This window comes from Pseudomonas sp. G2-4, from assembly GCF_030064125.1.
Taxonomy (GTDB): domain Bacteria; phylum Pseudomonadota; class Gammaproteobacteria; order Pseudomonadales; family Pseudomonadaceae; genus Aquipseudomonas.
Map to the genome: position 1 here is coordinate 4,274,330 of NZ_CP125957.1, position 25,608 is coordinate 4,299,937.

The 25,608-nt window shown below is 61.8% G+C and carries 22 protein-coding genes, 1 pseudogene and 2 riboswitches; of the genes and pseudogenes, 12 read left to right on the forward strand and 11 right to left on the reverse strand.

Going from position 1 to position 25,608, the window contains the following annotated elements; genetic code table 11:
- Positions 1 to 357: 357 nt before the first annotated feature.
- The 8 genes and pseudogenes from QNH97_RS18500 to cobW form a co-directional block, all read right to left on the reverse strand.
- Positions 358 to 699 (reverse strand): YdcA family protein, encoded by a 342-nt coding sequence (locus tag QNH97_RS18500; RefSeq protein WP_283553302.1) that lies wholly within the window; start codon positions 697 to 699, stop codon positions 358 to 360.
- A 78-nt stretch (positions 700 to 777) separates the two neighbouring features.
- Positions 778 to 1,060, reverse strand: a pseudogene (locus QNH97_RS18505) (type II toxin-antitoxin system RelE family toxin).
- Positions 1,050 to 1,298 (reverse strand): type II toxin-antitoxin system Phd/YefM family antitoxin, encoded by a 249-nt coding sequence (locus QNH97_RS18510; protein ID WP_063321995.1) that lies wholly within the window; start codon positions 1,296 to 1,298, stop codon positions 1,050 to 1,052. Before QNH97_RS18510 ends, QNH97_RS18505 begins: the two are co-directional and overlap by 11 nt.
- A gap of 64 nt (positions 1,299 to 1,362) precedes the next feature.
- Positions 1,363 to 3,009, reverse strand: a complete 1,647-nt coding sequence (locus QNH97_RS18515; RefSeq protein WP_283553303.1) for a phospholipase D-like domain-containing protein — start codon at positions 3,007 to 3,009, stop codon at positions 1,363 to 1,365.
- Between the two features lie 195 nt (positions 3,010 to 3,204).
- Positions 3,205 to 3,810, reverse strand: a complete 606-nt coding sequence (locus QNH97_RS18520) for a vWA domain-containing protein (protein WP_283553304.1) — start codon at positions 3,808 to 3,810, stop codon at positions 3,205 to 3,207.
- A 53-nt stretch (positions 3,811 to 3,863) separates the two neighbouring features.
- Positions 3,864 to 4,865 carry a magnesium chelatase ATPase subunit I gene (locus tag QNH97_RS18525; protein WP_283553305.1) on the reverse strand — a complete coding sequence of 334 codons (1,002 nt, stop codon included), beginning with the start codon at positions 4,863 to 4,865 and terminating at the stop codon, positions 3,864 to 3,866.
- 174 nt (positions 4,866 to 5,039) lie between these two features.
- On the reverse strand, positions 5,040 to 8,813 hold the full coding sequence (gene cobN / locus QNH97_RS18530) for a cobaltochelatase subunit CobN (protein ID WP_283553306.1): 3,774 nt from the start codon (positions 8,811 to 8,813) through the stop codon (positions 5,040 to 5,042).
- A gap of 3 nt (positions 8,814 to 8,816) precedes the next feature.
- Positions 8,817 to 9,881, reverse strand: coding sequence for a cobalamin biosynthesis protein CobW (cobW, locus tag QNH97_RS18535; protein ID WP_283553307.1), 1,065 nt, complete (start codon positions 9,879 to 9,881; stop codon positions 8,817 to 8,819).
- 98 nt (positions 9,882 to 9,979) lie between these two features.
- Positions 9,980 to 10,196: riboswitch (cobalamin riboswitch) on the reverse strand.
- 353 nt (positions 10,197 to 10,549) lie between these two features.
- A riboswitch (cobalamin riboswitch) is annotated at positions 10,550 to 10,772 on the forward strand.
- A 99-nt stretch (positions 10,773 to 10,871) separates the two neighbouring features.
- Between cobW and QNH97_RS18540 the strand changes: the two genes are divergently transcribed.
- The 4 genes from QNH97_RS18540 to cobM all read left to right on the forward strand — a co-directional run bounded on the left by QNH97_RS18540 (position 10,872) and on the right by cobM (position 12,991).
- Positions 10,872 to 11,060, forward strand: a complete 189-nt coding sequence (locus QNH97_RS18540; RefSeq protein ID WP_025214547.1) for a CbtB domain-containing protein — start codon at positions 10,872 to 10,874, stop codon at positions 11,058 to 11,060.
- A gap of 11 nt (positions 11,061 to 11,071) precedes the next feature.
- Entirely contained in the window at positions 11,072 to 11,767 is a 696-nt protein-coding gene (locus QNH97_RS18545) for a CbtA family protein (RefSeq protein WP_283553308.1), read from the forward strand.
- Positions 11,764 to 12,168: a cobalamin biosynthesis protein gene (locus tag QNH97_RS18550; RefSeq protein ID WP_283553309.1), complete on the forward strand. Its 405-nt coding sequence runs from the start codon at positions 11,764 to 11,766 to the stop codon at positions 12,166 to 12,168. Before QNH97_RS18545 ends, QNH97_RS18550 begins: the two co-directional genes overlap by 4 nt.
- A 76-nt stretch (positions 12,169 to 12,244) precedes the next feature.
- Complete coding sequence (cobM, locus tag QNH97_RS18555) at positions 12,245 to 12,991, forward strand: precorrin-4 C(11)-methyltransferase (protein WP_283553310.1); 747 nt, start codon at positions 12,245 to 12,247, stop codon at positions 12,989 to 12,991.
- 189 nt (positions 12,992 to 13,180) lie between these two features.
- Here cobM and nfuA read toward each other — a convergent pair whose 3' ends face one another.
- On the reverse strand, positions 13,181 to 13,765 hold the full coding sequence (gene nfuA / locus QNH97_RS18560) for a Fe-S biogenesis protein NfuA (protein ID WP_135844710.1): 585 nt from the start codon (positions 13,763 to 13,765) through the stop codon (positions 13,181 to 13,183).
- A gap of 264 nt (positions 13,766 to 14,029) precedes the next feature.
- On the opposite strand from nfuA, the gene metH reads away from it, so the two are divergent.
- From metH to QNH97_RS18580, 4 genes are all read left to right on the forward strand, one after another.
- On the forward strand, positions 14,030 to 17,740 hold the full coding sequence (metH, locus tag QNH97_RS18565) for a methionine synthase (RefSeq protein ID WP_283553311.1): 3,711 nt from the start codon (positions 14,030 to 14,032) through the stop codon (positions 17,738 to 17,740).
- A gap of 138 nt (positions 17,741 to 17,878) precedes the next feature.
- On the forward strand, positions 17,879 to 18,097 hold the full coding sequence (locus QNH97_RS18570) for a DUF2970 domain-containing protein (RefSeq protein ID WP_283553312.1): 219 nt from the start codon (positions 17,879 to 17,881) through the stop codon (positions 18,095 to 18,097).
- A 545-nt stretch (positions 18,098 to 18,642) separates the two neighbouring features.
- On the forward strand, positions 18,643 to 20,301 hold the full coding sequence (locus tag QNH97_RS18575) for a nitrite/sulfite reductase (RefSeq protein WP_283553313.1): 1,659 nt from the start codon (positions 18,643 to 18,645) through the stop codon (positions 20,299 to 20,301).
- Positions 20,285 to 20,779, forward strand: coding sequence for a DUF934 domain-containing protein (locus QNH97_RS18580; RefSeq protein ID WP_283553314.1), 495 nt, complete (start codon positions 20,285 to 20,287; stop codon positions 20,777 to 20,779). The genes QNH97_RS18575 and QNH97_RS18580 overlap by 17 nt, the downstream gene beginning before the upstream one ends.
- Positions 20,780 to 20,979: 200 nt before the next feature.
- Here the strand turns inward: QNH97_RS18580 and sohB are convergent, their stop codons facing one another.
- Positions 20,980 to 22,011, reverse strand: a complete 1,032-nt coding sequence (gene sohB / locus QNH97_RS18585; protein ID WP_283553315.1) for a protease SohB — start codon at positions 22,009 to 22,011, stop codon at positions 20,980 to 20,982.
- A gap of 264 nt (positions 22,012 to 22,275) precedes the next feature.
- On the opposite strand from sohB, the gene QNH97_RS18590 reads away from it, so the two are divergent.
- The 3 genes from QNH97_RS18590 (at position 22,276) to QNH97_RS18600 (ending at position 24,393) form a co-directional block, all read left to right on the forward strand.
- Positions 22,276 to 22,986, forward strand: coding sequence for a histidine phosphatase family protein (locus QNH97_RS18590; protein ID WP_283553316.1), 711 nt, complete (start codon positions 22,276 to 22,278; stop codon positions 22,984 to 22,986).
- A 51-nt stretch (positions 22,987 to 23,037) separates the two neighbouring features.
- Positions 23,038 to 23,352, forward strand: coding sequence for an SCP2 sterol-binding domain-containing protein (locus QNH97_RS18595; RefSeq protein ID WP_283553317.1), 315 nt, complete (start codon positions 23,038 to 23,040; stop codon positions 23,350 to 23,352).
- Between the two features lie 177 nt (positions 23,353 to 23,529).
- Positions 23,530 to 24,393, forward strand: a complete 864-nt coding sequence (locus QNH97_RS18600) for a LysR family transcriptional regulator (protein WP_283553318.1) — start codon at positions 23,530 to 23,532, stop codon at positions 24,391 to 24,393.
- Positions 24,394 to 24,615: 222 nt separating this feature from the next.
- On the opposite strand, the gene QNH97_RS18605 is transcribed toward QNH97_RS18600, so the two are convergent.
- The gene (locus QNH97_RS18605) at positions 24,616 to 24,849 is read right to left on the reverse strand and encodes a DUF465 domain-containing protein (protein WP_283553319.1); all 234 of its coding nucleotides are present in this window, start codon (positions 24,847 to 24,849) and stop codon (positions 24,616 to 24,618) included.
- A 217-nt stretch (positions 24,850 to 25,066) separates the two neighbouring features.
- On the opposite strand from QNH97_RS18605, the gene QNH97_RS18610 reads away from it, so the two are divergent.
- Positions 25,067 to 25,588 carry a DUF4142 domain-containing protein gene (locus QNH97_RS18610; protein WP_283553320.1) on the forward strand — a complete coding sequence of 174 codons (522 nt, stop codon included), beginning with the start codon at positions 25,067 to 25,069 and terminating at the stop codon, positions 25,586 to 25,588.
- Positions 25,589 to 25,608: the final 20 nt, after the last annotated feature.

A 25,608-nucleotide genomic window follows, 5' to 3' on the forward strand; every position in this document is an offset into this window, starting at 1 on the left:
CTATACCGGAACATGGTATGTAACAACGGAATAGACAGCAGAAAGTGTGCCACAGAGTTCAGGCCCATGGGCAGGGAAAATGGAAAGTTAAGGAAATCAGGGAGATGAGAAAAACAGACCCGCGGACGCCGGCGCTCGCACGTGAATGCTGTTGCTACCGTTAGCTACGACGCACGGGTAATAAGGCCCCAAACCGGGTACTCGCGCACCGAAACGGAGCCACTCTGGAGTTGTAAATGGATACCTGTGGGAGCGAGCTTGCTCGCGATAGCTGTGGATCAGTCAATGTTGATGTTGAATGACCTGACGCTATCGCGAGCAAGCTCGCTCCCACAATTGTTCGGCGGTGTGCCTGGCCTATTTGCGCTTGTAACTCTTGCTGCCGCCAGGCGTGAGGCAATAGACCCCACCCCGCGGACCGACGCAGTAATTGCCACTGCCGCACTGGCAACCGTCGGATGATTTGAGCAACGACTGCGGCCGAGCCTCATTGCGAAGCCCCAGCACAGCAGAGCAGGATTTCTTCGAAGCGCTGATGGAGCCGTCATTACACAGGAAGGTATCGCCGTCACACCCGGCAATACCGCCCTTGCGCCCGGAACACGGTTGATTGGCGGCGATGGCTGAAGTACCCAAGGCCAACAACAGGATCGCGACACAGGTGCGAAGTAAAGCGGACGTTCCGTGACAGAGGTTCATGACAGCTTCCTGGCTGATAGATGGCTCTATGCTAGCACTGGAAAGAGTTCCACAAATGCTATCGGGTAAATTTGACCATTACCGCTTGGCTGCCTCGTCATAAACCTGGCCGCGCTCGCGCTTACCCACTGCAATCACCGTGACGACCAGCACATCATCTACCACGCGGTAAACCAGTCGATAACCCGCACTGCGCAGCTTGATTTTATAAGCGTTGCCCAACCCGGCGAGACGGTCGGCCGGAACATGCGGATTCACCAGTCGCTCTACAAGCTTTTTTTTGAATTGCTCCCTGAGTGTTGCCCCCCAATTTCTGCCATTCCTTCCATGCCTTATCGGAAAACTCCAACTCATAGGTCATCGAGAGAAACCTTGATCGTTGGATCGTTTTCACGCTCGCGGCAAAGAGCAGCCAACTCCATGTCCTCAAGCCGGTCCATCATGGCTTCATATTCCCTGGCAGGGACGCAATAGAACGCGGGCTCATTACGATTGAGGATCGCTACAGATAATCCTCCACCGGCAGCAACGGTGCCCATTGGGTTTTTCTTGAGCTCAGAAATGCTGGCGACTACTTGGGAAAGCACGATATGTGTCATGAACCGAGTCCTTGAGTACTCTTAAGCGCTAAAAATAGCACTCTAAAACACCCCTTGGCACTGCTCAGCGCCCACAAAACCTCACCCTCGACAACATCCGCAAATCCCCCTCGCGGTAATAGTCATCGCTCCAGCTGTCATCCACCGCCAGCGGCTTGACCTGTTTGAGGGCGAGTTTTTTCGCGAAATAGCGGAAGCGATAGTGCTCATAGAAACGCAGCAACTCCAACCCGTAACGGTCCGCCAGGTGGGTGTCGCCTTGGATGATCAGGTAGTTCTCGTCGTTACCGCTGCTGGCGGCGGCGCTCAGGTTGTGGCTGCCGCTGATGATGGTCGGCGTGTCGCTGGTGAAGTCGGTGACGATGGCTTTGGTGTGTACCAGCAGGTTGCCCTTCTGGCCTTTCATGTTTTCCCGCAACCAACCTTCCAGGCCGGTGTTGAGCAGCGCGGTGGCGGCGAATTCGGCGGTGCGATCGGCATGGAAGCCGGTGATGCGGCTGGTGGTGTTTTGCAGGCCGTAGCGCAACACGTCGTCATTGGGCTGGCCGAGCAAGGCGTCGAGGATGCGCTCGGGCAAGACGAATGCGGTGACGAACAACAGGTCCTTTCGAGCCGCATTGATGATATCGACGAAACGGTCCAGATCGCCCTCTCCCGTGCGTGGCGAAAAACCGATGAACAACTGTTCGTCCGGGGCCATGGGATTGTTCTGATTGACCCATTCACGCGTGGCCCCGACGTCCTGCGGTACCGCCCAGATCTGCTCGAACACCTGGCGATAGCTGTCGCTCACCCGGGGATCGTCCAGTACATGAATCACATTGGCCTGGCGGTAAACGCCGTTGGCGGTGAAATTGGTACTGCCGCACAACACCGCCTCCGGTTGTAACGCACCGCTGCCGTCGACCCTACTCAGTACGATGAACTTGTCGTGGAAGATGTTGTGGGTGACCCGCCCGCGCTTGTTGGCCGCGGGCAGTTTTTCGAGGTTGGCTTCGTTGCGCAGCGTGGTGTCGTCGCCTGGCTCGGCATGGTAAAGCACGCGCACTTGGGCGCCGCGAGCGTGAGCGGCATTGACCGCGTCGACAATCACCGGCAATTCGTATTCATAAATGGCGACGTCCAGGGCCCAGTTGGCATCCAGCGCCCGGTCGATGAAACCGGTCAAGCGCCCCAGCAAACCATTTTCCAACCAACGGCGCGGGGCATCGGGCCAGTCATCGATAGACAGGTTTTTGTTGGCGCTAATCAACGCGTCCACTTCGGGAAACTTGCGCTGGAACGCCTGGCTGGCAGCCACGGCCCGATTGAATATCACCCGCTGGTTGGTCGGCTGACCGTCGTCGCTGGTGATCGTGACGGCCAGGGATTCCCCCAACTGCGGCGCATCGGGGCTGCCATAGGCCAAGTGCACGCGGTAGTGGATCGTCACGCCAGGGTTGACAGCGTAGTCGGCCCAGCGAAATTTCTGCAACGGCGCCTTGTCGCTGGGGGTGGCGTGGAACTGGGGAAACGTGTGGGCCTTGTCGGGGAAGGTCAGGCTGTTGAACAGGAACAGCCAGGGTTTGTCGCCCTGCTGCTTCTCGATGGCAAAGCCCAGCAGGCCCTTGCGCCGGGGTTCGGCCAGGTCCATGGCGAGCAGCACGCCGTTGGTGCCGGCATAGGCCTTGACCCGAAAATCGTCCTGGGGATTGGTGACGAGTACGCGCATGGTTCACTCCTGTGACGGGCTGCCTGAGCATAGTGCAGTGATGCGGGTCAGGTGGGCAGGTCATTGGAACCGAGTGGATGCCATCGCGAGCAAGCTCGCTCCCACAGGGGACCGGGGTGTTCATCATTCATGTGTTCACAAAACCGTGTGGGAGCGAGCTTGCTCGCGATGGGGCCCTGACGGTCACAGAACCTTTCAATCAGCCTCATCGATATGCCGATACTCAGCCCCCAACCGCCCCGCCAACTGCCGGACCCGGCCCAGGCGAATCGGGCCGCGCTCGATGTCGATCAACAGGCACGGGCAATCCAGGGAGGGCAGTGACAGCCCCTCCTTCACGCGCCCATCAGTCATCACCAACACCCGCTGTTGCTCCGCCGGGAAGCGTTTGCGACGTGCGGTCAACCAGCGTCCGGCCTCGTTCAGCGCCGCCAGCAACGGTGTACCGCCGCCAGCGCCGAGCCCATCGAGCCAATCCCGCAGCCCGGCTGAGGCCTTGAGCCCTTGCACTTGCCAAGTCGGGACTGAGCCGCTGGCGGTCAACAGCGCCAAGCGGGCGCGTTGCCGGTAAGCATCGTCGAACAGCTGCGCCAGCAGGCCCTTGCCATCGCTCAAGGCCCGATGGCGGCGAGTCGAGGCCGAGGCGTCGACGATCACCAGCCACAGTTCATGAGCTGAACGCTGGCGGCTGTGGAAACGCAAGTCTTCCCATAGGCGTGGGCGCCCATTGAGCAGCGTGCCCGGCCAATTCACCGCACCGCTGGCCGCCGCTTTGCTCCGGCCCTGGCGTCCCTGCTCCAATTGTCCTGCACGGGGTCTGGCATTCGCCCCCGCCGTTGAACGAGGGCGAATGCCTAGGGCTTTTTTGGCCAGCTCGGCACATCACGCCGGGCACCGGTGGGCAATGCCCGGGCCGGCAGGTCACCCCATTGGCCTTGGCCTTCGTTGGGCTTGGCGGTTTCATTCGCAGCCGTTTGCGGCGCTTGGGACGACGCCGGTGCCGAGTGCCCGCGACGCCGATGGCGCAAGGCAAACTCGGCGACCGCATCGATGTCTTCATCGGCAATCCCATCCGCCCCGCGCCAGGCGGCATGGGCTCGGGCCGCCCGCAGCCAGACCAGGTCGGCGCGCAAGCCATCGACCCCGGCGGCAAAGCAGCGCTCGGTGATCTGCGCCAGCGCCCAATCATCCAAGGCAATTCCGGCCAACCGATTGCGCGCCTGTTGGCAGCGTTCACGCAGCTGCTGCTGGGCCGCCTCCCACTGCGCGCAGAACGCCGCCGGATCACTGTCGAAATCCAACCGCCGGCGAATGATCTGCCCGCGCTCAGTCGGCGCGGTGTGACCGTCGAGGGCCACGTTCAAACCGAAACGATCGAGCAACTGCGGGCGCAGCTCGCCCTCTTCCGGGTTCATGGTGCCGATCAGCACAAAGCGCGCCGGATGCCGATGGGAAATGCCGTCACGCTCGATCAGGTTGGTACCGCTGGCGGCCACATCCAACAGCAGGTCCACCAGATGATCAGGCAACAGGTTCACTTCATCGACGTACAACACGCCACCGTCGGCCTTGGCCAGCACGCCGGGAGAGAACTGCGCGCGCCCTTCCCCCAGGGCCACGTCCAGATCAAGGGTGCCCACCAGCCGCTCTTCGGTGGCGCCCAGGGGCAAGGTGACGAACTGACCGCTGGCCAGCAGATCCGCCAGGCCCCGGGCCAAGGTGGACTTGGCCATGCCACGCGGGCCTTCGATCAGCACACCGCCGATTTTCGGATCGATCGCGGCCAGGCACAGGGCGAGCTTCAGGTCATCGGCGCCGACCACGGCGGAGAGCGGGAAATGGGGGGTGTGGGTCATATCGAATGCCTAATGAATGTGCGAGGTTCTCCTGTGGCGAGGGAGCTTGCTCCCGCTGGGGCGCGAAGCGCCCCCCAGGACTTGAGGTCCCAACACCCTTCCAGAATGACGACTGCTGCGCAGCCGAGCGGGAGCAAGCTCCCTCGCCACAAGTGCACGTCTCCTGTCCGCATTTCAGCCATCCTCCTCGATGTCCAACAACAAATTCTCCAACGCCTCGCGATACTCACCCGGCTCTTGCCACATCCCCCGCTGCTGCGCTTCAAGCATGCGCTCGGTCATGTCCCGCAGGGCGTCGGGGTTGTGCTGGCGGACGAAGTCCCGGGTGTCGGGGTCGAGCAGGTAGGCATCGGCCAGCAAAGCGTACTGGTGATCGTCGATCAGTTGCGTGGTGGCGTCGAAGGCGAACAGGTTGTCCACCGTCGCCGCCAATTCGAACGCGCCTTTATAGCCGTGACGCTTGACCCCGTCGATCCACTTCGGATTGGCCGCCCGGGAACGGATGACGCGGTTGAGCTCTTCTTTCAACGTGCGGATCTTCGGCAGGTCCGGCTGGCTGTGATCGCCATGGTAACTGGCCGCAGTTTCGCCGCTGAGGGTCTCCACCGCTGCCAGCATGCCGCCCTGGAACTGGTAATAGTCGTTGGAATCGAGCAGGTCGTGCTCACGGTTGTCCTGGTTCTGCAGCACCGCTTGCACCTGGCTCAGGCGTCGAGAGAACTGCTCCCGGGCGGCGGTGCCTTCATCGCTGCCGCCGTAAGCGTAGCCGCCCCAGTTCAGGTACACCTCGGCCAGGTCCTCGCGACTCTGCCACAGGCGACCGTCGATAGCGCCCTGCACGCCCGCGCCATAGGCACCGGGCTTGGCACCGAAGATCCGCCAGCCGGCCTGGCGAGCCGCCGCGCCTGGCTCAAGGCCAGACGCCAACAGGGCTTCGCGTTCGCCACGCACCTTGGCCGCCAAGGGGTTCATGTCGTCCGGTTCATCCAGGGCGGCGACGGCCTGCACCGCCGCATCGAACAGCCGGATCAGGTTGGCGAAAGCATCCCGGAAGAACCCGGAGACCCGCAGCGTGACATCGACCCGCGGCCGGTCCAGCAGGCTCAACGGCAGGATCTCGAAATCATCGACCCGCTGACTGCCCGTGGCCCACACCGGACGCACGCCCATCAGCGCCATGGCCTGGGCAACATCATCGCCGCCAGTGCGCATGGTGGCGGTGCCCCACACTGACAGGCCGAGCTGGCGCAGGTGATCGCCATGGTCCTGCAAGTGCCGCTCAAGGATCAGGTTCGCCGATTGGAAACCGATGCGCCACGCCGTGGTGGTGGGCAGGTTGCGCACGTCCACCGAGAAGAAATTGCGCCCGGTGGGCAACACATCCAAACGCCCGCGACTCGGCGCACCGCTGGGGCCGGCCGGCACGAAGCGCCCGTTCAAGGCATCGAGCAAGCCACGGATTTCCGCCGGACCGCAGGCGTCCAGCCGCGGGGCCACGACGGAGCGCAGGTTTTCGATAATGCTGTCCACCGTCTCCCAGCCCGGCGCATTAAGCTGCTCGACCACACCGTCCAGTGCCTGCTCGATCAGCTGCGCGGCGAACAGTTCCAGGCGTTCACGCGTATCGCCAGCGGTGCGCCAAGGCTCATCGCTGACCCGACGCAAGGCCTCGGGACAATCACCCGCCCAGGGCTCCGCCAGGGCGCAATCCAACGGATCGAAGCCCAGCCCGAACGCCTTGGCCAGCGCCCGCAGCAGACTCGACTGCGCGCCCTTGCCGTCGCCCCGGGGAATGCGCAACAACGCCAGCAGGGTGTCGATGCGCAGCCGTCCGCTGGGCGATTCGCCAAAAATGTGCAGGCCGTCGCGGATCTGCGACTCCTTCAAGTCGCACAGGTAAGTGTCCAGGCGCGGCAGCCAGATCGCCGCATCGGCGTCACTGTCGAGGGCCGCGTCGAGTTGCAACTCGCGGTCGATGTGCGTCTCGCGCACCAGGTTGAGGATGTCCCGTTGCAGTTCCCGGGCGCGGCGCGGGTCGAGCAATTGCGCCTCGTAGTATTCGTCGGCCAGCAGCTCGAGGTTACGCAACGGCCCGTAGGTTTCGGCGCGGGTCAGCGGCGGCATCAAATGGTCGATGATCACCGCCTGGGTACGGCGCTTGGCCTGGGCGCCCTCACCCGGGTCGTTGACAATGAACGGATAGATGTTCGGCAGCGGCCCCAGCAGCGCGTCCGGCCAGCAACTCTCCGACAGCCCGACACCCTTGCCCGGCAGCCATTCGAGGTTGCCGTGCTTGCCGACGTGGATCACCCCGTGGACGCCGTAGGTGTGGCGCAACCAGAAATAAAACGCCAGGTAACCGTGGGGCGGCACCAGGTCCGGGTCGTGGTACACCGCACTCGGATCGACCTGATAACCCCGGGCCGGCTGGATCCCGACGAACGTCAGGCCCAGGCGCAGGCCGGCGACCATCAGGCGACCGTCACGGAACATCGGATCTTTCTCGGGCGCGCCCCAGCGCTCCAGCACCGCTTGGCGATTGGCCTCGGGCAGCGCGTCGAACATGGCCTGGTAAGCATCGAGGGCCAGGCTCTGGTGACACGGACGCAGGTCGAGGCTGTCCAGATCGTTGCTGACCCCGCCGAGCAACTGCTGGATCAACGCGGTGCCGCTCGCGGGCAATTCGGCTGGCAGCGGATAGCCCTCGGCCTGCATGGCTCGCAGGATATTCAGCGCCGCCGCCGGGGTGTCCAGGCCGACGCCATTGCCGATGCGCCCGTCCCGGGTCGGGTAGTTGGCGAGGATCAGTGCTACACGCTTCTGGGCGTTGGGCAGGCGCGCCAGGGTGGTCCAGCGCCGCGCCAGTTCGGCGACAAAATCCATGCGTTCCGGCACCGCCCGATAACAGACCACGTCGCTCTGGCTGCGCTCGCTGCGCCAGGCCAGGTCCTTGAAACTGATGGGGCGACTGATGATCCGCCCGTCCAGCTCCGGCAAGGCAATGTGCATCGCCAGGTCCCGTGGCCCCAGGCCCTGTTCGCTGGCGCGCCAGCCCGGTTCGTTGTCCTGGGCGCAGATCGCCTGGATCACCGGGATGTTGCGTCGGAACGGTCGCAGGTGCGGTGCTTCCGGGCTGGACTGGGCGAAGCCGGTGGTATTGAGGATTACCCCGGCTTCCACCGCATCCAGCCAGTCTTCGACCAGCGCCAGGCAAGCGGGCTCCTTGAGGCTCGCCACGGCAATCGGCAACGGGTTGAGCCCCGCCGCTTGCAGGCGCTGGCAGAACACGTCGATGAAGGCGGTGTTCGCCGCTTGCAGGTGGGAGCGATAGAACAGCACCGCCGCCACCGGTTGGGCGGCCTGCCAGTCGGTTTGCCAATCGTCGAGGCTGGCGCTGGTTTTTCCGGGATGGTAGATCGCCGTGCGCGGCAATACTTGCGGTTCGGCCCACGGATAATCGCGGCCGAACCATTGGCTGGCGAGGTTATGGAACAGGTCCAGGGCATTGCCCAGGCCGCCCTGGCGCAAGAACTGCCAGAGCCGGTCGCGGTCTTCGAAGGGCACGTTGCTCAGGTCGCTGAGTTCCGGGTCCGGACGATCGTCCCCCGGCACCAGGATCAATTTCACCCCGCGCCCGGCCAGTTCCATCAGGCGTTCAATGCCATAGCGCCAATACCCGATGCCGCCGTGCAGCGACAACAGGATGACCTTGGCGTGACGCAGCACGTCTTCGAAGTACAGGTCCACCGAGGCGTGGTTCTGCACTTGCATCGGGTTGGCGAGGCGAAACTCGGGATAATCGCCCGGCAATTGCTTCGCCGCTTCGGCCAGCAGCGCCAGGCTGGAGTCGCCGCTGCACAGGATCACCAGCTCGGCGGGGGTTTGTCCCAGGTCGGCAATGTTGTCATCCGACACGAAGCCGCCGGGCTGGGTCCTGAGCAGGTGCATGGCTTAGGCGCTGAGGGCGGCGCGCAACTGCGCTTCAAGCAGCGCCGCGTCCAGCGCCTGGCCGATCAACACCAGGCGGGTCACCCGCGCTTCATCGGCGCCCCATTGGCGGTCGAAATGTTTGTCGAATCGCGTGCCGACGCCCTGGATCAGCAGGCGCATCGGCTTGCTCGGGATCGCTGCGAAACCCTTGACCCGTAGCACGCCGTGCTGGACCACCAGTTGCGTCAATGCATCCAGCAGCAGGCTTTCGTCGGCTTGGGGCAGCTCGATGGAAATGGAGTCGAAGGCGTCATGATCGTGGTCGTCATCGTCGCCGTCATGGTGGTGATCGTGATGGCTGTGGCGACCGTCGATGTGTTCTTCGGAGCCGGCGCCCAGGCCGATGAGTACTTCCAGTGGCAGGCGACCGCTGCTGGCTTCAATGACCTTGACCGCCGGTGGTAGCTCTTCGGCCACTTCCAGACGGACTTTCGCCAGGTCTTCCGGGCTGATCAGGTCGGCTTTGTTGAGGATTACCAGGTCGGCGCTGGCCAGTTGGTCGGCGAACAGCTCGTGCAGCGGTGATTCGTGGTCCAGGTTCGGGTCGAGTTTGCGCTGGGCATCGACCTGATCCGGGAAGGCCGCGAAGGTACCGGCGGCCACGGCCGGGCTGTCGACCACGGTGATCACCGCATCGACGGTGCAGGCGCTGCGGATTTCCGGCCACTGGAAGGCCTGGACCAGGGGCTTGGGCAGGGCCAGACCGGAGGTTTCGATGAGGATGTGGTCGAGGTCGCCGCGTCGCGCCACCAGCTCGCGCATCACTGGGAAGAACTCTTCCTGCACCGTACAGCACAGGCAGCCGTTGGCCAGTTCGTAGACGCGGCCGTTGGCTTCTTCTTCGGTGCAACCGATGGAGCACTGCTTGAGGATCTCGCCGTCGATACCCAGTTCGCCGAATTCGTTGACGATCACGGCGATACGCCGGCCCTGGGCGTTATCGAGCATGTGCCGCAGCAAGGTGGTTTTACCCGAACCGAGGAAACCGGTGACGATGGTGACGGGGAGTTTGGCCAGTGTTTTCATCGGATGCCCTTTGGCAAGGTGGCGGGCAAACGGGACGACAACCGCTGGCAAAGGCGCGCGCGGAAGATTTCGCCACCGGATCACCCCGCCCGGTTGTAGTGAGAATCTGTGTCGAGGCAGGTCTCCTGGCTGACGGTGGGCCAGTCTTTCGACTGGCAATTGCTGCGCCTTCCCGCGCGCCCCGGATATAAAGGGGTATGCACAGTGGCCTTGCAGAAACATCACCGTTCACAGTTGCGGGGGCAGCCGCGGCTTGGACCGCGTTCCCTTCTTAGCTTCGGCGCAGGCCGAAGAACCTCGAAGGCGCAAGGCTACGCAGGGTGTGGGGGCGGGTCAATGTCCGCAAGCAAGATGCAGGATGCTGTTGTGGCGAGGGAGCTTGCTCCCGCTCGGTTGCGCAGCGACCGCAAAGAGCCGGGGGCCGCTGCGCTGCCCAGCGGGAGCAAGCTCCCTCGCCACAACAGCCCTCGTCTGCCCTTGTACATTGACGCCCCGCCCCCGCCCATGCTCTCCTGTGCATGGTTTGCGTAGCGGGTTCTGTTAGCTCAAATTCGGATGCCGGAAGTCCATAGCCAAGGCGCTGTGACGAGTCATAGCCCGCTATGGCGAGGAACAGCAACGCAGGATATGGATTTCTGGCGCCGAAGTTGGGCTAACAGAACCCGCTACACAAACCACTTGTTACGGGTGCCCTTCACAGGGTGAAACGGGAAACCGGTGAATCGTGTGCTTTACTCCAAAGCCACGTCAGTCCGGTGCTGCCCCCGCAACGGTAAGCGAGTGAAGCGTCTAAACCACTGTGTCTCACGACATGGGAAGGTGATGCTTGCAGGCAAGGCTCAGCCCCTGCCCCTCGCGAGCCCGGAGACCGGCCCATGACTCATGCATCAACAACCCGCGGTGGGCGGGCGCTGTTCGAACCCTGGCGGGCCTTCGCCCGGGGTTTCATTGCGCTCGATTCACCCGCTGACAAGACCAGAGGGAAGCGCCATGTCGACCATCAGCAGCACCGCCCGCACCGCCAGTAGCACCACCACCCTGAGCCAACGCCTGAGCGCCGCGATCTTCGCCTCGATCCTGGGCGCCGGCCTGGTCTATTTCGCCGGTTTCTCCCACATTGAAGCGGTGCACAACGCCGCCCACGATACCCGCCATAGCGCCGCATTCCCGTGCCATTGAGACCTGACGACATGATCAAGCGTATTGCCCAGACCGCCGGTTTCAGCGGATTGCTGGCCGCCCTGCTGCTGACCCTCCTGCAAAGTTTCTGGGTATCGCCGCTGATTCTGCAGGCCGAGACTTTTGAAAAGGCCCCGACCTCCGAGGTCCATGAACACGCCGACGGCGTTGCCCACACCCATGATGCCGAGGCCTGGGAGCCGGAAGACGGTTGGCAGCGTGTGCTGTCCACCACCGGGGGTAACCTGGTGGTCGCGGTGGGTTTCGCCCTGATGCTGGCGGGCCTGTACACCTTGCGCGCGCCGACTCGCACATCCCAAGGGCTGCTCTGGGGACTGGCTGGTTATGCCACGTTCGTCCTGGCGCCGACCCTTGGCCTGCCGCCGGAACTGCCCGGCACCGCAGCGGCCGACCTGGCCCAGCGGCAGATGTGGTGGATCGGCACCGCCGCGTCCACGGCGGTGGGCATTGCCCTGATCGCCTTCGGCAAGCATTGGCTGCTCAAGTTGCTGGGCGTGGCGACGTTGCTGGTGCCCCATGTCATCGGTGCGCCGCAACCCGAAGTCCATTCGATGCTGGCGCCAGAAGCGCTTGAAACTCAATTCAAGATTGCCTCGCAAGTGACCAACGTCGCGTTCTGGCTGGCCCTGGGCCTGATCAGCGCCTGGCTGTTTCGCCGTGACGGCCAAGCCCACCACAACGCATGAACAACGGGCCGATGCTGGTGGTCGGCCTCGGCTGCCAGCGCGGTTGCCCGGCCAGCACGTTGCGGGCATTGCTCGACCAGACGCTGCTGGCCCACGGCATTGCGCTTGATCAGGTGCAGGCCCTGGCCAGTATCGACCTCAAGCGTGACGAGCCGGGCCTGCTGGAATTGGCCAGGCAATTGATGCTGCCACTGACCTGCTTCAGTGCCCGGCAGTTGGCCGGATATCAGGATCGGCTCAGTCACCGCTCCGAAATCGCCTTCGAGCGCACGGGCTGCTACGGCGTCGCCGAAAGCGCGGCCCTGGCCCTGGCCGATCAGCTAGGCACGAAGCCCGCAACCCTGCTGATTTCCCGCCAGAAGGCCCCCAGCGTCACGTTGGCGTTGGCGCTCGTGTCGTAAATCCCGATAATTCGCCCTCAGGATCATGAGCGATCTTCATCTGGGCGACGCTTACTCACTTTTACAGGAGCCGGTCATGACCGTTTACTTCATCGGCGCCGGCCCCGGCGACCCGGAACTGATCACCGTCAAAGGCCAGCGGCTGATTCGCAGCTGCGCGGTGATCATCTATGCCGGTTCCCTGGTGCCGGCGGCCGTGCTTGAAGGCCATCGCGCCGAACAGGTGGTCAACAGCGCCGAGCTGCACCTGGCACAAATCATCGAGTTGATCAAAACCGCGCATACCAAGGGCCAGGACATCGCCCGGGTGCATTCCGGCGACCCGAGCCTGTACGGCGCCATCGGCGAGCAGATTCGCTGCCTGCGGGCGCTGGATATCCCTTTCGAAATCATCCCGGGCGTAACCGCGACCTCAGCCTGCGCAGCCTTGCTGGGTGCAGAACTGACCCTGCCTGACGTCTCCCAAAGCGTGATTCTCACCCGCTACGCGGACAAGACCGCGATGCCCGCCGGGGAAGAATTTGCCAGCCTGGCGCAGCACGGAGCGACCATGGCGATTCACCTGGGGGTCAACCATCTGGAAAAAATCGTCAGTGAACTGCTGCCCCACTACGGCGCGGATTGCCCGATCGCGGTGATTCACCGGGCAACATGGCCGGATCAGGATTGGGTGCTGGGGACGCTGGACGATATCGCGGCAAAGGTGCAAGCCAAGGGCTTTCGCCGTACGGCGTTGATTCTGGTGGGACGTGTGCTGGGGAATGACCTGTTCAGCGAATCGTCGCTGTACCGAGCCGGACATGCGCATCTCTACAGGCCCTGACTCGATCTGACAAACTCTGAAGCAATTGTGGCGAGGGAGCTTGCTCCCGCTGGACCGCGAAGCGGTCCCCCGGCAACCCAAGCGCCCATCACGAAGAGCACATCGGTTTCCTTGCGATTGCTTCGCAATCGAGCGGGAGCAAGCTCCCTCGCCACATAAACACCGTTCTACCTGCGCAGCGAACACCTATCAGTAGTAGGCGTTTTCTTTCTGCGTGTGGTCGGTCACGTCGCGTACGCCCTTGAGCTCCGGGATACGCTCGAGCAAGGTGCGCTCGATGCCTTCCCTGAGGGTCACGTCGGCTTGGCCGCAGCCCTGGCAGCCGCCGCCGAACTGGAGCACGGCGATGCCGTCTTCCACCACGTCGATCAGCGAAACCTGGCCGCCGTGGCTGGCCAGCCCCGGGTTGATTTCGGTTTGCAGGTAATAATTGATGCGCTCGTTGACCGGGCTGTCGGCGTTGACCATCGGCACTTTGGCATTCGGCGCCTTGATGGTCAGCTGGCCGCCCATGCGGTCGGTGGCGTAGTCGACCACCGCATCATCCAGAAACGCTTCGCTGAACGAGTCGATGTAGGCGGTGAAGCTCTTGAGCCCCAGCGCGGTGTCTTCGGGTTTTTCTTCTCCCGGCTTGCAATAGGCAATGCACGTCTCTGCGTACTGGGTGCCAGGCTGGGTGATGAAGACGCGGATCCCGATACCTGGGGTGTTCTGCTTGGACAGCAGGTCAGCCAGGTAATCGTGGGCGGCATCGGTAATCGTAATGGCGGTCATGGGAACTCCTCACAGGCTTGCCGGCAGTTTACGCCAATCATCGCGCCGGACAAAGTCCTAGTATTTTTGTCGGGAAAGAGCCGCGCGTGTCGGCAGATCGTAGGAGTGAAATGCCACGCTGCCTGCGTTTAAGCCAACATTTGCCGGAACAGCCTTGGAAAGGAGTATGAGCAAAATTCATGCAAATGCCGTCCATGATCAAATCTCGCACAGGTTTGTTATCATTCCGGCCTTCGTAATGGTCTTTTTTCCCCAGGTAGTCCTATGTCCGATCGCAGTGCTCGCCTTTATCTTCTCCAGCAAGCCCTCAAGGAACGCATCCTGATCCTCGACGGCGGCATGGGTACGATGATCCAGAGCTACAAGCTCGAGGAGCAGGACTACCGCGGCAAGCGCTTTGCCGACTGGCCGAGTGACGTCAAGGGCAACAACGACCTGCTGGTCTTGAGCCGCCCCGACGTGATCGGCGCCATCGAAAAAGCCTACCTGGATGCCGGCGCCGACATCCTGGAAACCAACACCTTCAACGCCACCCAAGTGTCCCAGGCCGACTACGGCATGCAGGCCCTGGCCTACGAACTGAACCTGGAAGGCGCGCGCCTGGCCCGCAAGGTGGCCGACGCCAAGACCCTGGAAACCCCGGACAAACCGCGCTTCGTCGCCGGCGTGCTCGGCCCGACCAGCCGCACCTGCTCGCTGTCCCCGGACGTGAACAACCCTGGCTACCGCAACGTAACCTTCGACGAACTGGTGGAAAACTACACCGAGGCCACCAAGGGCCTGATCGAAGGCGGCGCTGACCTGATCCTGATCGAAACCATTTTCGACACACTGAACGCCAAGGCAGCGATTTTCGCCGTGCAGGGCGTCTACGAAGAACTGGGTGTCGAACTGCCGATCATGATCTCCGGCACCATCACCGACGCCTCCGGCCGCACCCTGTCCGGCCAGACCACCGAAGCCTTCTGGAACTCCGTGGCCCACGCCAAGCCGATCTCCGTGGGCTTGAACTGTGCCCTTGGCGCCAGCGAATTGCGGCCGTACCTGGAGGAGCTGTCGAACAAGGCCAGCACCCATGTCTCGGCGCACCCGAACGCTGGCCTGCCCAACGAATTCGGCGAATACGACGAATTGCCGGCCGAGACCGCCAAAGTCATCGAGGAATTTGCCCAGAGCGGCTTCCTCAACATCGTCGGCGGTTGCTGCGGCACCACCCCGGCGCACATCGAAGCCATCGCCAAGGCCGTGGCCGGCTATGCACCGCGACCGATTCCAGAGATTCCCCGGGCCTGCCGCCTGTCGGGCCTGGAACCGTTCACCATCGATCGCAGCTCGCTGTTCGTCAACGTCGGCGAGCGGACCAACATCACCGGTTCCGCCAAGTTCGCCCGGTTGATCCGCGAAGACAACTACACCGAAGCCCTGGAAGTGGCCCTGCAGCAGGTCGAGGCCGGTGCCCAGGTGATCGACATCAACATGGACGAGGGCATGCTCGATTCGAAGAAGGCCATGGTGACCTTCCTCAATCTGATCGCCGGCGAACCGGACATCTCCCGCGTGCCGATCATGATCGACTCCTCGAAATGGGAAGTGATCGAAGCCGGCCTCAAGTGCATCCAGGGCAAGGGCATCGTCAACTCCATCAGCATGAAGGAAGGCGTCGAGCAGTTCATCTATCACGCCAAACTCTGCAAACGCTACGGCGCCGCCGTGGTCGTGATGGCCTTCGACGAAGCCGGCCAGGCCGATACCGAGGCGCGCAAGAAGGAAATCTGCAAGCGCTCCTATGACATCCTGGTCAATGAAGTTGGCTTCCCGCCGGAAGACATCATCTTCGATCCGAACATCTTCGCCGTCGCCACCGGCATCGAGGAGCACAACAACTATGCCGTGGACTTCATCAACGCCTGCGCCTACATCCGCGACGAACTGCCCTACGCGCTGACCTCCGGCGGCGTGTCCAACGTGTCGTTCTCGTTCCGTGGCAACAACCCGGTGCGCGAGGCGATCCACTCGGTGTTCCTGCTGTATGCGATCCGCGCGGGCCTGACCATGGGCATCGTCAACGCCGGCCAGCTGGAGATCTACGACCAGATCCCGGCGGAACTGCGCGATGCCGTGGAGGACGTGATCCTCAACCGTACCCCCGAAGGCACCGACGCCCTCCTCGCCATCGCCGACAAGTACAAGGGCGACGGCAGCGTCAAGGAAGCGGAAACCGAGGAATGGCGCGGTTGGGAAGTCAACAAGCGCCTGGAACATGCACTGGTCAAGGGCATCACCACCCACATCGTTGAAGACACCGAAGAGTCGCGCCAGTCCTTCACCCGCCCCATCGAAGTCATCGAAGGCCCGCTGATGGCCGGCATGAACATCGTCGGCGACCTGTTTGGCGCCGGTAAAATGTTCCTGCCGCAAGTGGTGAAATCCGCCCGGGTGATGAAGCAGGCCGTGGCCCACCTGATTCCGTTCATCGAGGCGGAAAAAGGCGACAAGCCGGAGGCCAAGGGCAAGATCCTGATGGCCACGGTCAAGGGCGACGTCCATGACATCGGCAAGAATATCGTCGGCGTGGTGCTCGGTTGCAACGGCTATGACATTGTCGACCTGGGCGTAATGGTGCCGGCGGAGAAGATCCTGCAGGTGGCCAAAGAGCAGAAGTGCGACATCATCGGCCTGTCCGGCCTGATCACCCCCTCCCTGGATGAGATGGTGCATGTGGCGCGCGAGATGCAGCGCCAGGATTTCCACCTGCCACTGATGATCGGCGGCGCGACGACCTCCAAGGCCCACACAGCGGTAAAAATCGAACCCAAGTACAGCAATGACGCGGTGATCTACGTCACCGACGCCTCCCGTGCCGTGGGCGTGGCCACCCAATTGCTGTCCAAGGAACTCAAGCCGGCATTCGTCGAGAAAACCCGCCTGGAATACATCGACGTGCGCGAACGCACCTCTAATCGCAGCGCCCGCACCGAACGCCTGAGCTACCCCGCAGCCGTGGCCAAGAAGCCGCAATTCGACTGGAGCAGCTACCAGCCGGTCAAGCCGACCTTCACCGGCGCGCGGGTCCTGGACGACATCGACCTCAACGTCCTGGCCGAATACATCGATTGGACACCGTTCTTCATTTCCTGGGACTTGGCCGGCAAATACCCGCGCATCCTCACCGACGAAGTGGTCGGGGAGGCCGCCACCGCGCTGTACGCCGATGCCCGGGCCATGCTGCGCAAGCTGATCGATGAGAAACTCATCAGCGCCCGCGCCGTGTTTGGCTTCTGGCCGGCCAACCAGGTGCATGACGACGATCTGGAAGTCTACGGCGACGACGGCAAGCCGCTGGCCCGCCTGCATCACCTGCGTCAGCAGATCATCAAGACTGACGGCAAGCCGAACTTCTCCCTGGCCGACTTCGTCGCGCCCAAGGACAGCGGCGTGACCGATTACGTCGGCGGCTTCATCACCACCGCCGGCATCGGTGCCGAAGAAGTGGCCAAGGCCTATCAGGAGGCCGGTGACGACTACAACTCGATCATGGTCAAGGCCCTCGCCGACCGCCTGGCCGAAGCCTGCGCCGAATGGCTGCACCAACAGGTGCGCAAGGAGCATTGGGGCTACGCCCAGGACGAGAGCCTGGACAACGACGCCCTGATCAAGGAGCAATACACCGGCATCCGCCCTGCCCCCGGCTACCCGGCCTGCCCGGACCACACCGAGAAAGCCACCCTGTTCCGCCTGCTCGACCCCGAGGCCAGCGAACTGAAGGCCGGACGCAGCGGGGTGTTCCTCACCGAACACTACGCGATGTTCCCGGCGGCGGCGGTCAGCGGCTGGTACTTCGCCCATCCCCAGGCGCAGTACTTTGCCGTGGGCAAGATCGATAAGGACCAGGTGCAGAGCTACACGGCGCGTAAAGGCCAGGAGTTGAGTGTGACGGAGCGTTGGTTGTCGCCGAACCTGGGCTACGACAACTAAAACCCCCTCTGCCAAAAAGATCGCCGCTTGCGCCAGCGCCTACAGGGATTAACAATCTCCGCAGGGGCCGACGCAAGCGGCGATCTTTTTTCATGGGTTGTCTATGCTTGTCCCACACACATGACAGACGAGGGATTTATGGACGATCCAGTCGACAACAAGCCGCCCACCCTGTGGCAGATGATGCACAGCGTGCTGGCCGCCGCTATTGGCGTGCAGAGTGGCAAGAACCGCGCCCGTGATTTCACCCACGGCAAGCCCAGTCACTTCGTGCTATTGGGCATCGCGTTCACGGTGATTTTCGCCCTGACGCTGTTTGGCATCGTCAAGCTGGTGGTGCATTTGGCGGGGTTGTAACGCTCTCCAACACAACACATGGCCCTGTGGGAGCGAGCCTGCTCGCGATGGCGGTGTACCAGTCGACATCAATCCGACTGAACCACCGCCATCGCGAGCAAGCTCGCTCCCACAGTTTTTTCATCGCCTGGGACAACCGCTTATTGGTGACTGACCCAGAATACTGCGGTGCCTACCACCAGGATAATCAGGAACAAAATGGCCCAGGCATCAACAGAACTGTCGCTTTTCCTTGCTTTGGTCGGATTGCTCATTGCATCGCCTCTTGTCGGTTTTGTAGGTGATTGCATAGGGACTCGACCACAGTTAAGACGATGATTGCCCGTACGACAAATGTGGGTTAGGCAATAATCACTCTCAATAGTCGATTTGGTTCTTTACATATACTCAAACATCACTTTTGCGCATAACCCAAAACAGGTATCTTGCACCGGCTCCTTTAGGAGTGCGCGGCCGTGCGCGCAGAATTGCCGAGGCAGAATCCGATTTCAGCGAGCCAACACACAGCTGTTTCTGATCGGCCCAAGCCTGAGAACGAGACTTATATGTACGTATATGACGAGTACGATCAGCGAATCATCGAGGACCGCGTCAAGCAGTTCCGTGATCAGACCCGACGCTATCTGGCAGGCGAGCTGAGCGAAGAAGAATTCCGCCCTCTGCGCTTGCAGAATGGCCTCTACATCCAGCGCTTCGCGCCGATGCTGCGCGTGGCTGTGCCTTATGGCCAGCTGACTTCGCGCCAGGTGCGCATGCTGGCCAAGATTGCCCGCGACTACGACAAGGGCTACGCCCACATCAGTACCCGGCAGAACGTCCAGTACAACTGGCCGGCGCTGGAAGACGTGCCTGAGATCCTGGCTGAGCTGGCCACCGTGCAGATGCACGCGATCCAGACCAGCGGCAACTGCCTGCGCAACGTCACCACAGACCAGTTTGCCGGTGTCGCCGCCGATGAGCTGATCGACCCGCGTCCATGGTGCGAGATCGTTCGTCAGTGGACGACATTCCACCCGGAATTTGCCTACCTGCCGCGCAAGTTCAAAATCGCCATCAATGGTTCGACCTCGGACCGTGCCGCCATCGAAGTCCATGACATCGGGCTGGAGACGGTCTACAACGCCGCCGGCGAGCTGGGCTTCCGTGTGCTGGTAGGTGGCGGCCTCGGCCGTACACCGGTGGTCGGCGCGTTCATCAACGAGTTCCTGCCGTGGCAGGACCTGCTCAGCTACCTGGACGCCATCCTGCGGGTGTACAACCGCTACGGCCGTCGCGACAACAAGTACAAGGCGCGGATCAAGATTCTGGTCAAGGCCCTTACGCCTGAAGTGTTCGCCGAGAAGGTCGAAGCCGAAATGGCTCACCTGCGCGGCGGCCAGACCACCCTGACCGAAGCCGAAGTCCACCGTGTGGCCAAGCATTTCGTCGATCCAGACTACAAGGCCTTGAGCAATCAGGACGCCGAGCTGGCTGCACTCGACAAAGAACATCCAGGCTTCGCCCGCTGGCGCACCCGCAACACCCTGGCTCACAAGAAGCCGGGCTACGTCGCGGTAACCCTGTCCCTGAAGCCAACTGGCGTTGCGCCGGGCGACATCACCGACAAGCAACTGGACGCCGTGGCCGACCTGGCCGAGCGCTACAGCTTCGGTCAACTGCGCACCTCCCACGAGCAGAACATCATCCTGGCGGACGTTGAACAGAGCCAGTTGTTCACCCTGTGGGGCGAGTTGCGCGAGCAAGGTTTCGCCACCCCGAACATCGGCCTGCTGACCGACATCATCTGCTGCCCGGGCGGCGACTTCTGCTCCCTGGCCAACGCCAAGTCGATCCCTATCGCCGAGTCGATCCAGCGTCGTTTCGACGACCTGGACTACCTGTTCGATATCGGCGAGCTGGACCTGAACATCTCCGGTTGCATGAACGCCTGTGGCCACCACCACGTCGGCCACATCGGCATCCTGGGCGTGGACAAGAAAGGCGAAGAGTTCTACCAGGTTTCCCTGGGTGGCAGCGGTAACCGCGAAGCCAGCCTGGGGAAGATCCTCGGCCCGTCGTTTGCCCAGGATGACATGCCTGATGTGATCGAGAAGCTGATCGACGTGTACATTGAACAACGTACCGAAGACGAGCGCTTCATCGACACGTATCAACGTATTGGCATCGACCTCTTCAAGGAACGCGTCTATGCAGCGAATCATTAAGAACAACGAGGTCATCGACGAAACCTGGCACCTGCTGCCCAAGGATGCGTCTTTCGATGGCATCTCCAACTGCGATGACCTGATCGTTCCCCTGGCCCTGTGGCGCGATCACGGTCACGCCCTCAAGGCCCGTGACGGTGGCCTGGGTGTGTGGTTGGATGCCGACGAGGAAGCGGAAGAGATTGGTGATGATGCCAATCATTTTCAGGTCATCGCCTTGAACTTCCCGGCGTTTACCGACGGACGTAGCTACTCCAACGCCCGCCTGCTGCGTGACCGCTATGGCTTCAAGGGTGAATTACGGGCGATTGGCGATGTGCTGCGCGACCAGCTGTTCTACATGCGCCGCTGCGGTTTCGACGCCTTTGCCTTGCGCGCCGACAAAGATCCCTACGAGGCCCTCGAAAGCCTCAAGGACTTCTCGGTGATTTACCAGGCTGCCACCGACGAGCCGCTGCCGCTGTTTCGTCGTCGCTGAAACAGCCCCATGAAAAAGCCCTGATCCGGGTGTTCCGGTTCAGGGCTTTTTTATTGGGGCATGAATCATGTCGAAATCCCGCAACCACTTCGAAACCAAGGTGGGAGCGAGCTTGCTCGCGATGGGGGTGGGTCAGCTTGCATCAATGTGGGATGTGCCACCGTCATCGCGAGCAGGCTCGCTCCCACAAGGGTTAGCCGTTACCAGAAACGCTGCTGGGTAAGACGACTCCACCAACTGAGCAGCACCCGGTCAACAGAACCGCTGGCCGCCATGCCGATGCGTTCCTGCAGGCTTTTGCGTTCGGCGTAGTGCAGGTGATACAACTCGGCGCCTTTGGCTCGTTCGGCGAGGTATTCGTCGCTGGTCTTCAACTCGTCTACAAGCCCTTTGCCCAGCGCGGCGACACCCAGCCAGACTTCACCGGTCGCCACTTCGTCAATGGCCAGCTGCGGACGGTAGTTGGACACGAAGTTCTTGAACAGCTCATGGGTGATGTCCAGTTCTTCCTGGAATTTTTCCCGGCCCTTCTCGGTATTTTCGCCGAACACCGTCAACGTGCGTTTGTATTCACCGGCGGTCAGCACTTCGAAATCGATGTCGTGTTTTTTCAGCAGACGGTTGACGTTGGGCAATTGCGCGACGACGCCGATGGAGCCAAGAATGGCGAACGGTGCACTGATGATCTTCTCGCCGATGCACGCCATCATGTAACCGCCGCTGGCCGCGACCTTGTCGATGCAGACCGTCAACGGCACGCCAGCCTGACGGATGCGCGCCAATTGCGAGGAGGCCAGGCCATAGCTGTGGACCATGCCACCGCCGCTTTCCAGGCGCAGCACCACTTCATCCTTAGGGGTTGCCAGGGTCAGCAGCGCGGTGATTTCATGGCGCAGGCTCTCGGTGGCCGAAGCCTTGATGTCGCCATCGAAATCCAGCACGAACACCCGCGGCTTGGTCGCCGGTTTGGCCTTTTGCTTCTTTTCAGCCTTCTCAGCCTTGCTCTCTGTCTTGCGCAGGGCCTTGAGCTGGTCCTTGTCCAGCAGCGTCTGCTCCAGACGCTCGCGCAGACCTTTGTAGAAATCGTTGAGCTTACTCACCTGCAACTGGCCAGCCGACTTGCGCCGCCCCTTGCTGCGCAACGCAGCAAAACTGGCCAGCACCACCAGGATGGCGATCACCAGCGTTACGGTCTTGGCCAGGAAACTGGCGTATTCAATGAAAAACTCCACAATGGCTCCTAGTCGATTCAAAACGCCGCTCAAACGCCGGCACTTAACGCTCCCAGCATACCCATGCGCCTGCCTCGCGGCCAGCCATGAAACCTGCGGTTACCTTGGCGCTCCTTGGAATACAGGCTGCGCACTCAAACGCGAGCAGGCGCCTTGGCCAGCAGCTGCAACAGGCATTTCAAACAAGCGTATGTTTTTTCATTGACAGCTCACCGCCATCCCCATAACCTCGCCAAACCTTCAACGTACCGGGATGACGCGGACGTGGGCAGCATCTATCTGATTCGACATGGCCAGGCCTCCTTCGGTGCGGACGACTACGATGTCCTGTCGCCCAACGGCGTGCGCCAGGCGCAAGTCTTGGGCAGCCACCTGGCAGAGCTCGGTGTCGTGTTTGATCGTTGTCTCTCGGGTGACCTGCGCCGCCAGCAGGATACCGCCACCGGCGCGCTGGGCCAGATGTCCGCCGCAGGGCTACCGGTGCCCGAGCTGGAAATCGACGCCGCGTTCAACGAGTTCGATGCCGACGCGGTGATCCGCGCCCTGCTGCCAGATATGCTCCCGCAGGAACCCGAAGCCCTGGACATCCTGCGCAACGCCGCCCAGAACCGCGCCGAATTCCAACGCATCTTCGCACTGATCGTCGAGCGCTGGCTCAGCGGCCGCTACGACCCACCTGGGCTGGAAAGCTGGCTGGGGTTCGTCGAGCGGGCCCAGGCCGGCCTGCAGCGCATCCTGGAACAAGCCGACAATACCCAGAAAATCGCCGTGTTCACCTCCGGCGGCACCATCACGGCCCTGCTCCACCTGATCACCCAGATACCGGCCCGACAGGCCTTCGAAATGAACTGGCAAATCGTCAACACCTCGCTCAACCACCTGAAATTCAGAGGCCGCGAGGTGGCCCTGGCTTCCTTCAACAGTCATGCCCACCTGCAACTGCTGAAGGCCCCGGACCTCATCACCTTTCGCTGAGTCCGGATTACTGTAGACCCTTGCTGTATCACCCAAATAAGGATCGAAACCATGACCTCCGTAGCTGACGCCGTACAAGCCATGAAAGCCAAGTTCAACCCAGCCGCCGCTGCCGGCCTGGACGTGGTATTCGGTTTCCGTATCGACGATACCAAGAATTTCTCGCTGATCGTCAAGGACAGCACCTGCGAGCTGCAGGAAGGTGAAAACCCGGACGCCCAGGTGACCCTGGTCATGGACGGCGAAACCCTCGAAGGTATCGTCAGCGGCGAAACCGACGGCATGCAAGCGTTCATGGGCGGCAAGCTGAAAACCGAAGGCGACATGATGCTGGCGATGAAACTGTCCGAGCTGTTCCCAAGCTGAGACAGCGCTCGCGTTCTTCGCGGGCTTTTTGACTGCAAACGAATCCCGCCCCCCTCGTGGCGGGATTCGTGTTTTTGCCCTTCCCTGGTTTCTCCCTGCACGCCCCTCCAATGATTCCCGGTATCGGGGACGCGTGGCTGCTCTTACAATGCCCGCTTCCCCCGCATCGGCCCGAACATGGACATCGACCTCGCCCGCACCTTCCTGGAAATCGTCCGCCACGGCAGTCTCGCCGCAGCAGCCGATAAGCTGCACGTCACCCAGACAGCGATTACCGCTCGGGTACAGAAGCTCGAAAGCCAGCTCGGCTGCGCGCTGTTCGTGCGCAACCGGGCCGGTGCACGCCTGACCGCCGACGGCGAAGCCTTCGTGATCTACGCCAACCAACTGGTGCAAACCTGGGAAGCCGCCCGCCGGGACCTGCCGCTGCCCGAGGGTTATCGCAACGTTTTGCACCTCGGCGGCGAAGTCAGCCTGTGCAATCCCTTGATGCTCGCCTGGGCCGGCGAGCTGCGCCGGAAGATCCCCGGCCATGCCCTGCGCATGGACATCCGCGACGGTGAAAAGCTGCTGCAACAGCTGGAGTTGGGCCTGCTGGACGCGGCGGTGGTGTACCAACCGGAATACTGGCCGCGCCTGCAAGTCGAACAACTGCTGGAGGAAAAACTCATCCTGGTGCGCCTTGCCACGTGCCCCGAACCCTACGTGTACATCGACTGGAGCGCCGACTTCCGGCGCCAGCACGACACTGCGCTACCGGACAAGGCCAAGGCGGCAGTGACCTTCAACCTAGGCCCACTGGCCTTGCAGTACATTCTGGAAAACGGTGGCAGTGGCTACTTTCGCACTCGCGTTGTGCAGAGCTACCTGGACAGCGGCATTCTGGAACGGGTGCCCAAGGCCCCGGAATTCAACTACCCGACCTATCTGGTCTATTCCCGGGACCGGGATTCGGTCGCACTGCAGCAGGCGTTCGAAGTGTTGCGCGAAATCGTGCAGACCGGCAGCGACTGGTCCCAGCGCTGGGATCCGCTGACCTGATGGATCTGTGGCGCATCGTGGCGAGGGAGCTTGCTCCCGCTCGGCTGCGCAGCAGTCGTAAAACTTGCGAAATCGTTTTTTCCTGGTGCACCGTGTCGAATGGTTTTGGGGCTGCTGCGCAGCCCAGCGGGAGCAAGCTCCCTCGCCACGGGTTCATTGAGTTTCACCCGACAAGTCCAGGGCCCTTCAAAAGGGCCCCTCACAGGCAGGCCAGCCTGACGACTACTTCAATTTCTCTGCAATCTCGTCTTTGAGCAGCAAGCGTTTCTTCTTGAGTGTCTCCAGGGCTTCATCAGACAGCGACGCCGACGATGGCTTCTCGGCGTCGACCACCTCGGCATCAAGTTGGGAATATTTCTGAAGTAACGAGTTGAGCCTTGGGTCCTCGCTGCGTTTTTGCTGGATGTGGTCTTTTGTGCAGTTCAGGTCCTGGCACAAATCGTGGGACACCGGCATGGAACACCTCCTTCAGTGGTTCGGTGGAAGACGCCTTTACAGCGCCCGTCGATTATCAGGATGGCCTCGTCGACGGGGTTCTGTCGACCGCCAATCCGACCAGCGGTGACCGTTCGTCGTAACACCTCCCCCTCCAATCAAACCTTTGCCTCGGCGCCGCTCTCCATTGATCAGAGACGAAAAGAATCGCTCTTTCAACCTGTGTGGAGACTTACCTATGGACGGATTTACCCTACGTCAACTCGGCCTGGCAGTTGCCCTCAGCACCAGCATGGGCATGGCTTGGGCCGCAACCTCCAATGACTTCGTCGACAATGCGGCGGCCGGTGGCATTGCGGAAATCGAGACCAGCAAGCTGGCGTTGGAAAAAAGCGCCTCGGCAGATGTAAAGGCGTTCGCCAACAAGATGATCACCGACCACACCAAAGCCAATGAAGAGCTACTCGCGCTGGCGAAAAAACACGACATCGAAGTACCAGACGAAACCACGCTGATGAAGAAGGCCAAGGCCAAGATCCTCGAAGTACGGGATGAGTCTTTCGATGCGGCCTACGCCAACAACCAGGTGATGGCCCACGAAGAAACCATCGCCCTGTTCAAGAAAGAAGCCGAGACGGTTACGGACGATAAGAAGGCGGGCAACACCGAACTCAAGGCGTTCGCCCAGAAAATGCTGCCAGACCTGCAACACCACCTGGAAGAAGCCAAGAAACTTCAGGCTGCTCATCCAAGCAAGTAACAGGTGAAGTACGAAAAAGC

Bases quoted from the DNA above. Each gene is read 5' to 3' on its own strand.
- QNH97_RS18550 (WP_283553309.1), top strand. From the start codon at position 11,764: ATGAACAACGGGCCGATGCTGGTGGTCGGCCTCGGCTGCCAGCGCGGT.
- cobM (WP_283553310.1), top strand. From the start codon at position 12,245: ATGACCGTTTACTTCATCGGCGCCGGCCCCGGCGACCCGGAACTGATC.
- cobN (WP_283553306.1), bottom strand. From the start codon at position 8,813: ATGCACCTGCTCAGGACCCAGCCCGGCGGCTTCGTGTCGGATGACAAC.
- QNH97_RS18610 (WP_283553320.1), top strand. From the start codon at position 25,067: ATGGACGGATTTACCCTACGTCAACTCGGCCTGGCAGTTGCCCTCAGC.
- QNH97_RS18605 (WP_283553319.1), bottom strand. From the start codon at position 24,849: ATGCCGGTGTCCCACGATTTGTGCCAGGACCTGAACTGCACAAAAGAC.
- QNH97_RS18540 (WP_025214547.1), top strand. From the start codon at position 10,872: ATGTCGACCATCAGCAGCACCGCCCGCACCGCCAGTAGCACCACCACC.
- nfuA (WP_135844710.1), bottom strand. From the start codon at position 13,765: ATGACCGCCATTACGATTACCGATGCCGCCCACGATTACCTGGCTGAC.
- QNH97_RS18515 (WP_283553303.1), bottom strand. From the start codon at position 3,009: ATGCGCGTACTCGTCACCAATCCCCAGGACGATTTTCGGGTCAAGGCC.
- QNH97_RS18575 (WP_283553313.1), top strand. From the start codon at position 18,643: ATGTACGTATATGACGAGTACGATCAGCGAATCATCGAGGACCGCGTC.
- cobW (WP_283553307.1), bottom strand. From the start codon at position 9,881: ATGAAAACACTGGCCAAACTCCCCGTCACCATCGTCACCGGTTTCCTC.
- QNH97_RS18525 (WP_283553305.1), bottom strand. From the start codon at position 4,865: ATGACCCACACCCCCCATTTCCCGCTCTCCGCCGTGGTCGGCGCCGAT.
- QNH97_RS18580 (WP_283553314.1), top strand. From the start codon at position 20,285: ATGCAGCGAATCATTAAGAACAACGAGGTCATCGACGAAACCTGGCAC.
- metH (WP_283553311.1), top strand. From the start codon at position 14,030: ATGTCCGATCGCAGTGCTCGCCTTTATCTTCTCCAGCAAGCCCTCAAG.
- QNH97_RS18570 (WP_283553312.1), top strand. From the start codon at position 17,879: ATGGACGATCCAGTCGACAACAAGCCGCCCACCCTGTGGCAGATGATG.
- QNH97_RS18600 (WP_283553318.1), top strand. From the start codon at position 23,530: ATGGACATCGACCTCGCCCGCACCTTCCTGGAAATCGTCCGCCACGGC.
- QNH97_RS18595 (WP_283553317.1), top strand. From the start codon at position 23,038: ATGACCTCCGTAGCTGACGCCGTACAAGCCATGAAAGCCAAGTTCAAC.
- QNH97_RS18545 (WP_283553308.1), top strand. From the start codon at position 11,072: ATGATCAAGCGTATTGCCCAGACCGCCGGTTTCAGCGGATTGCTGGCC.
- QNH97_RS18500 (WP_283553302.1), bottom strand. From the start codon at position 699: ATGAACCTCTGTCACGGAACGTCCGCTTTACTTCGCACCTGTGTCGCG.
- QNH97_RS18510 (WP_063321995.1), bottom strand. From the start codon at position 1,298: ATGACACATATCGTGCTTTCCCAAGTAGTCGCCAGCATTTCTGAGCTC.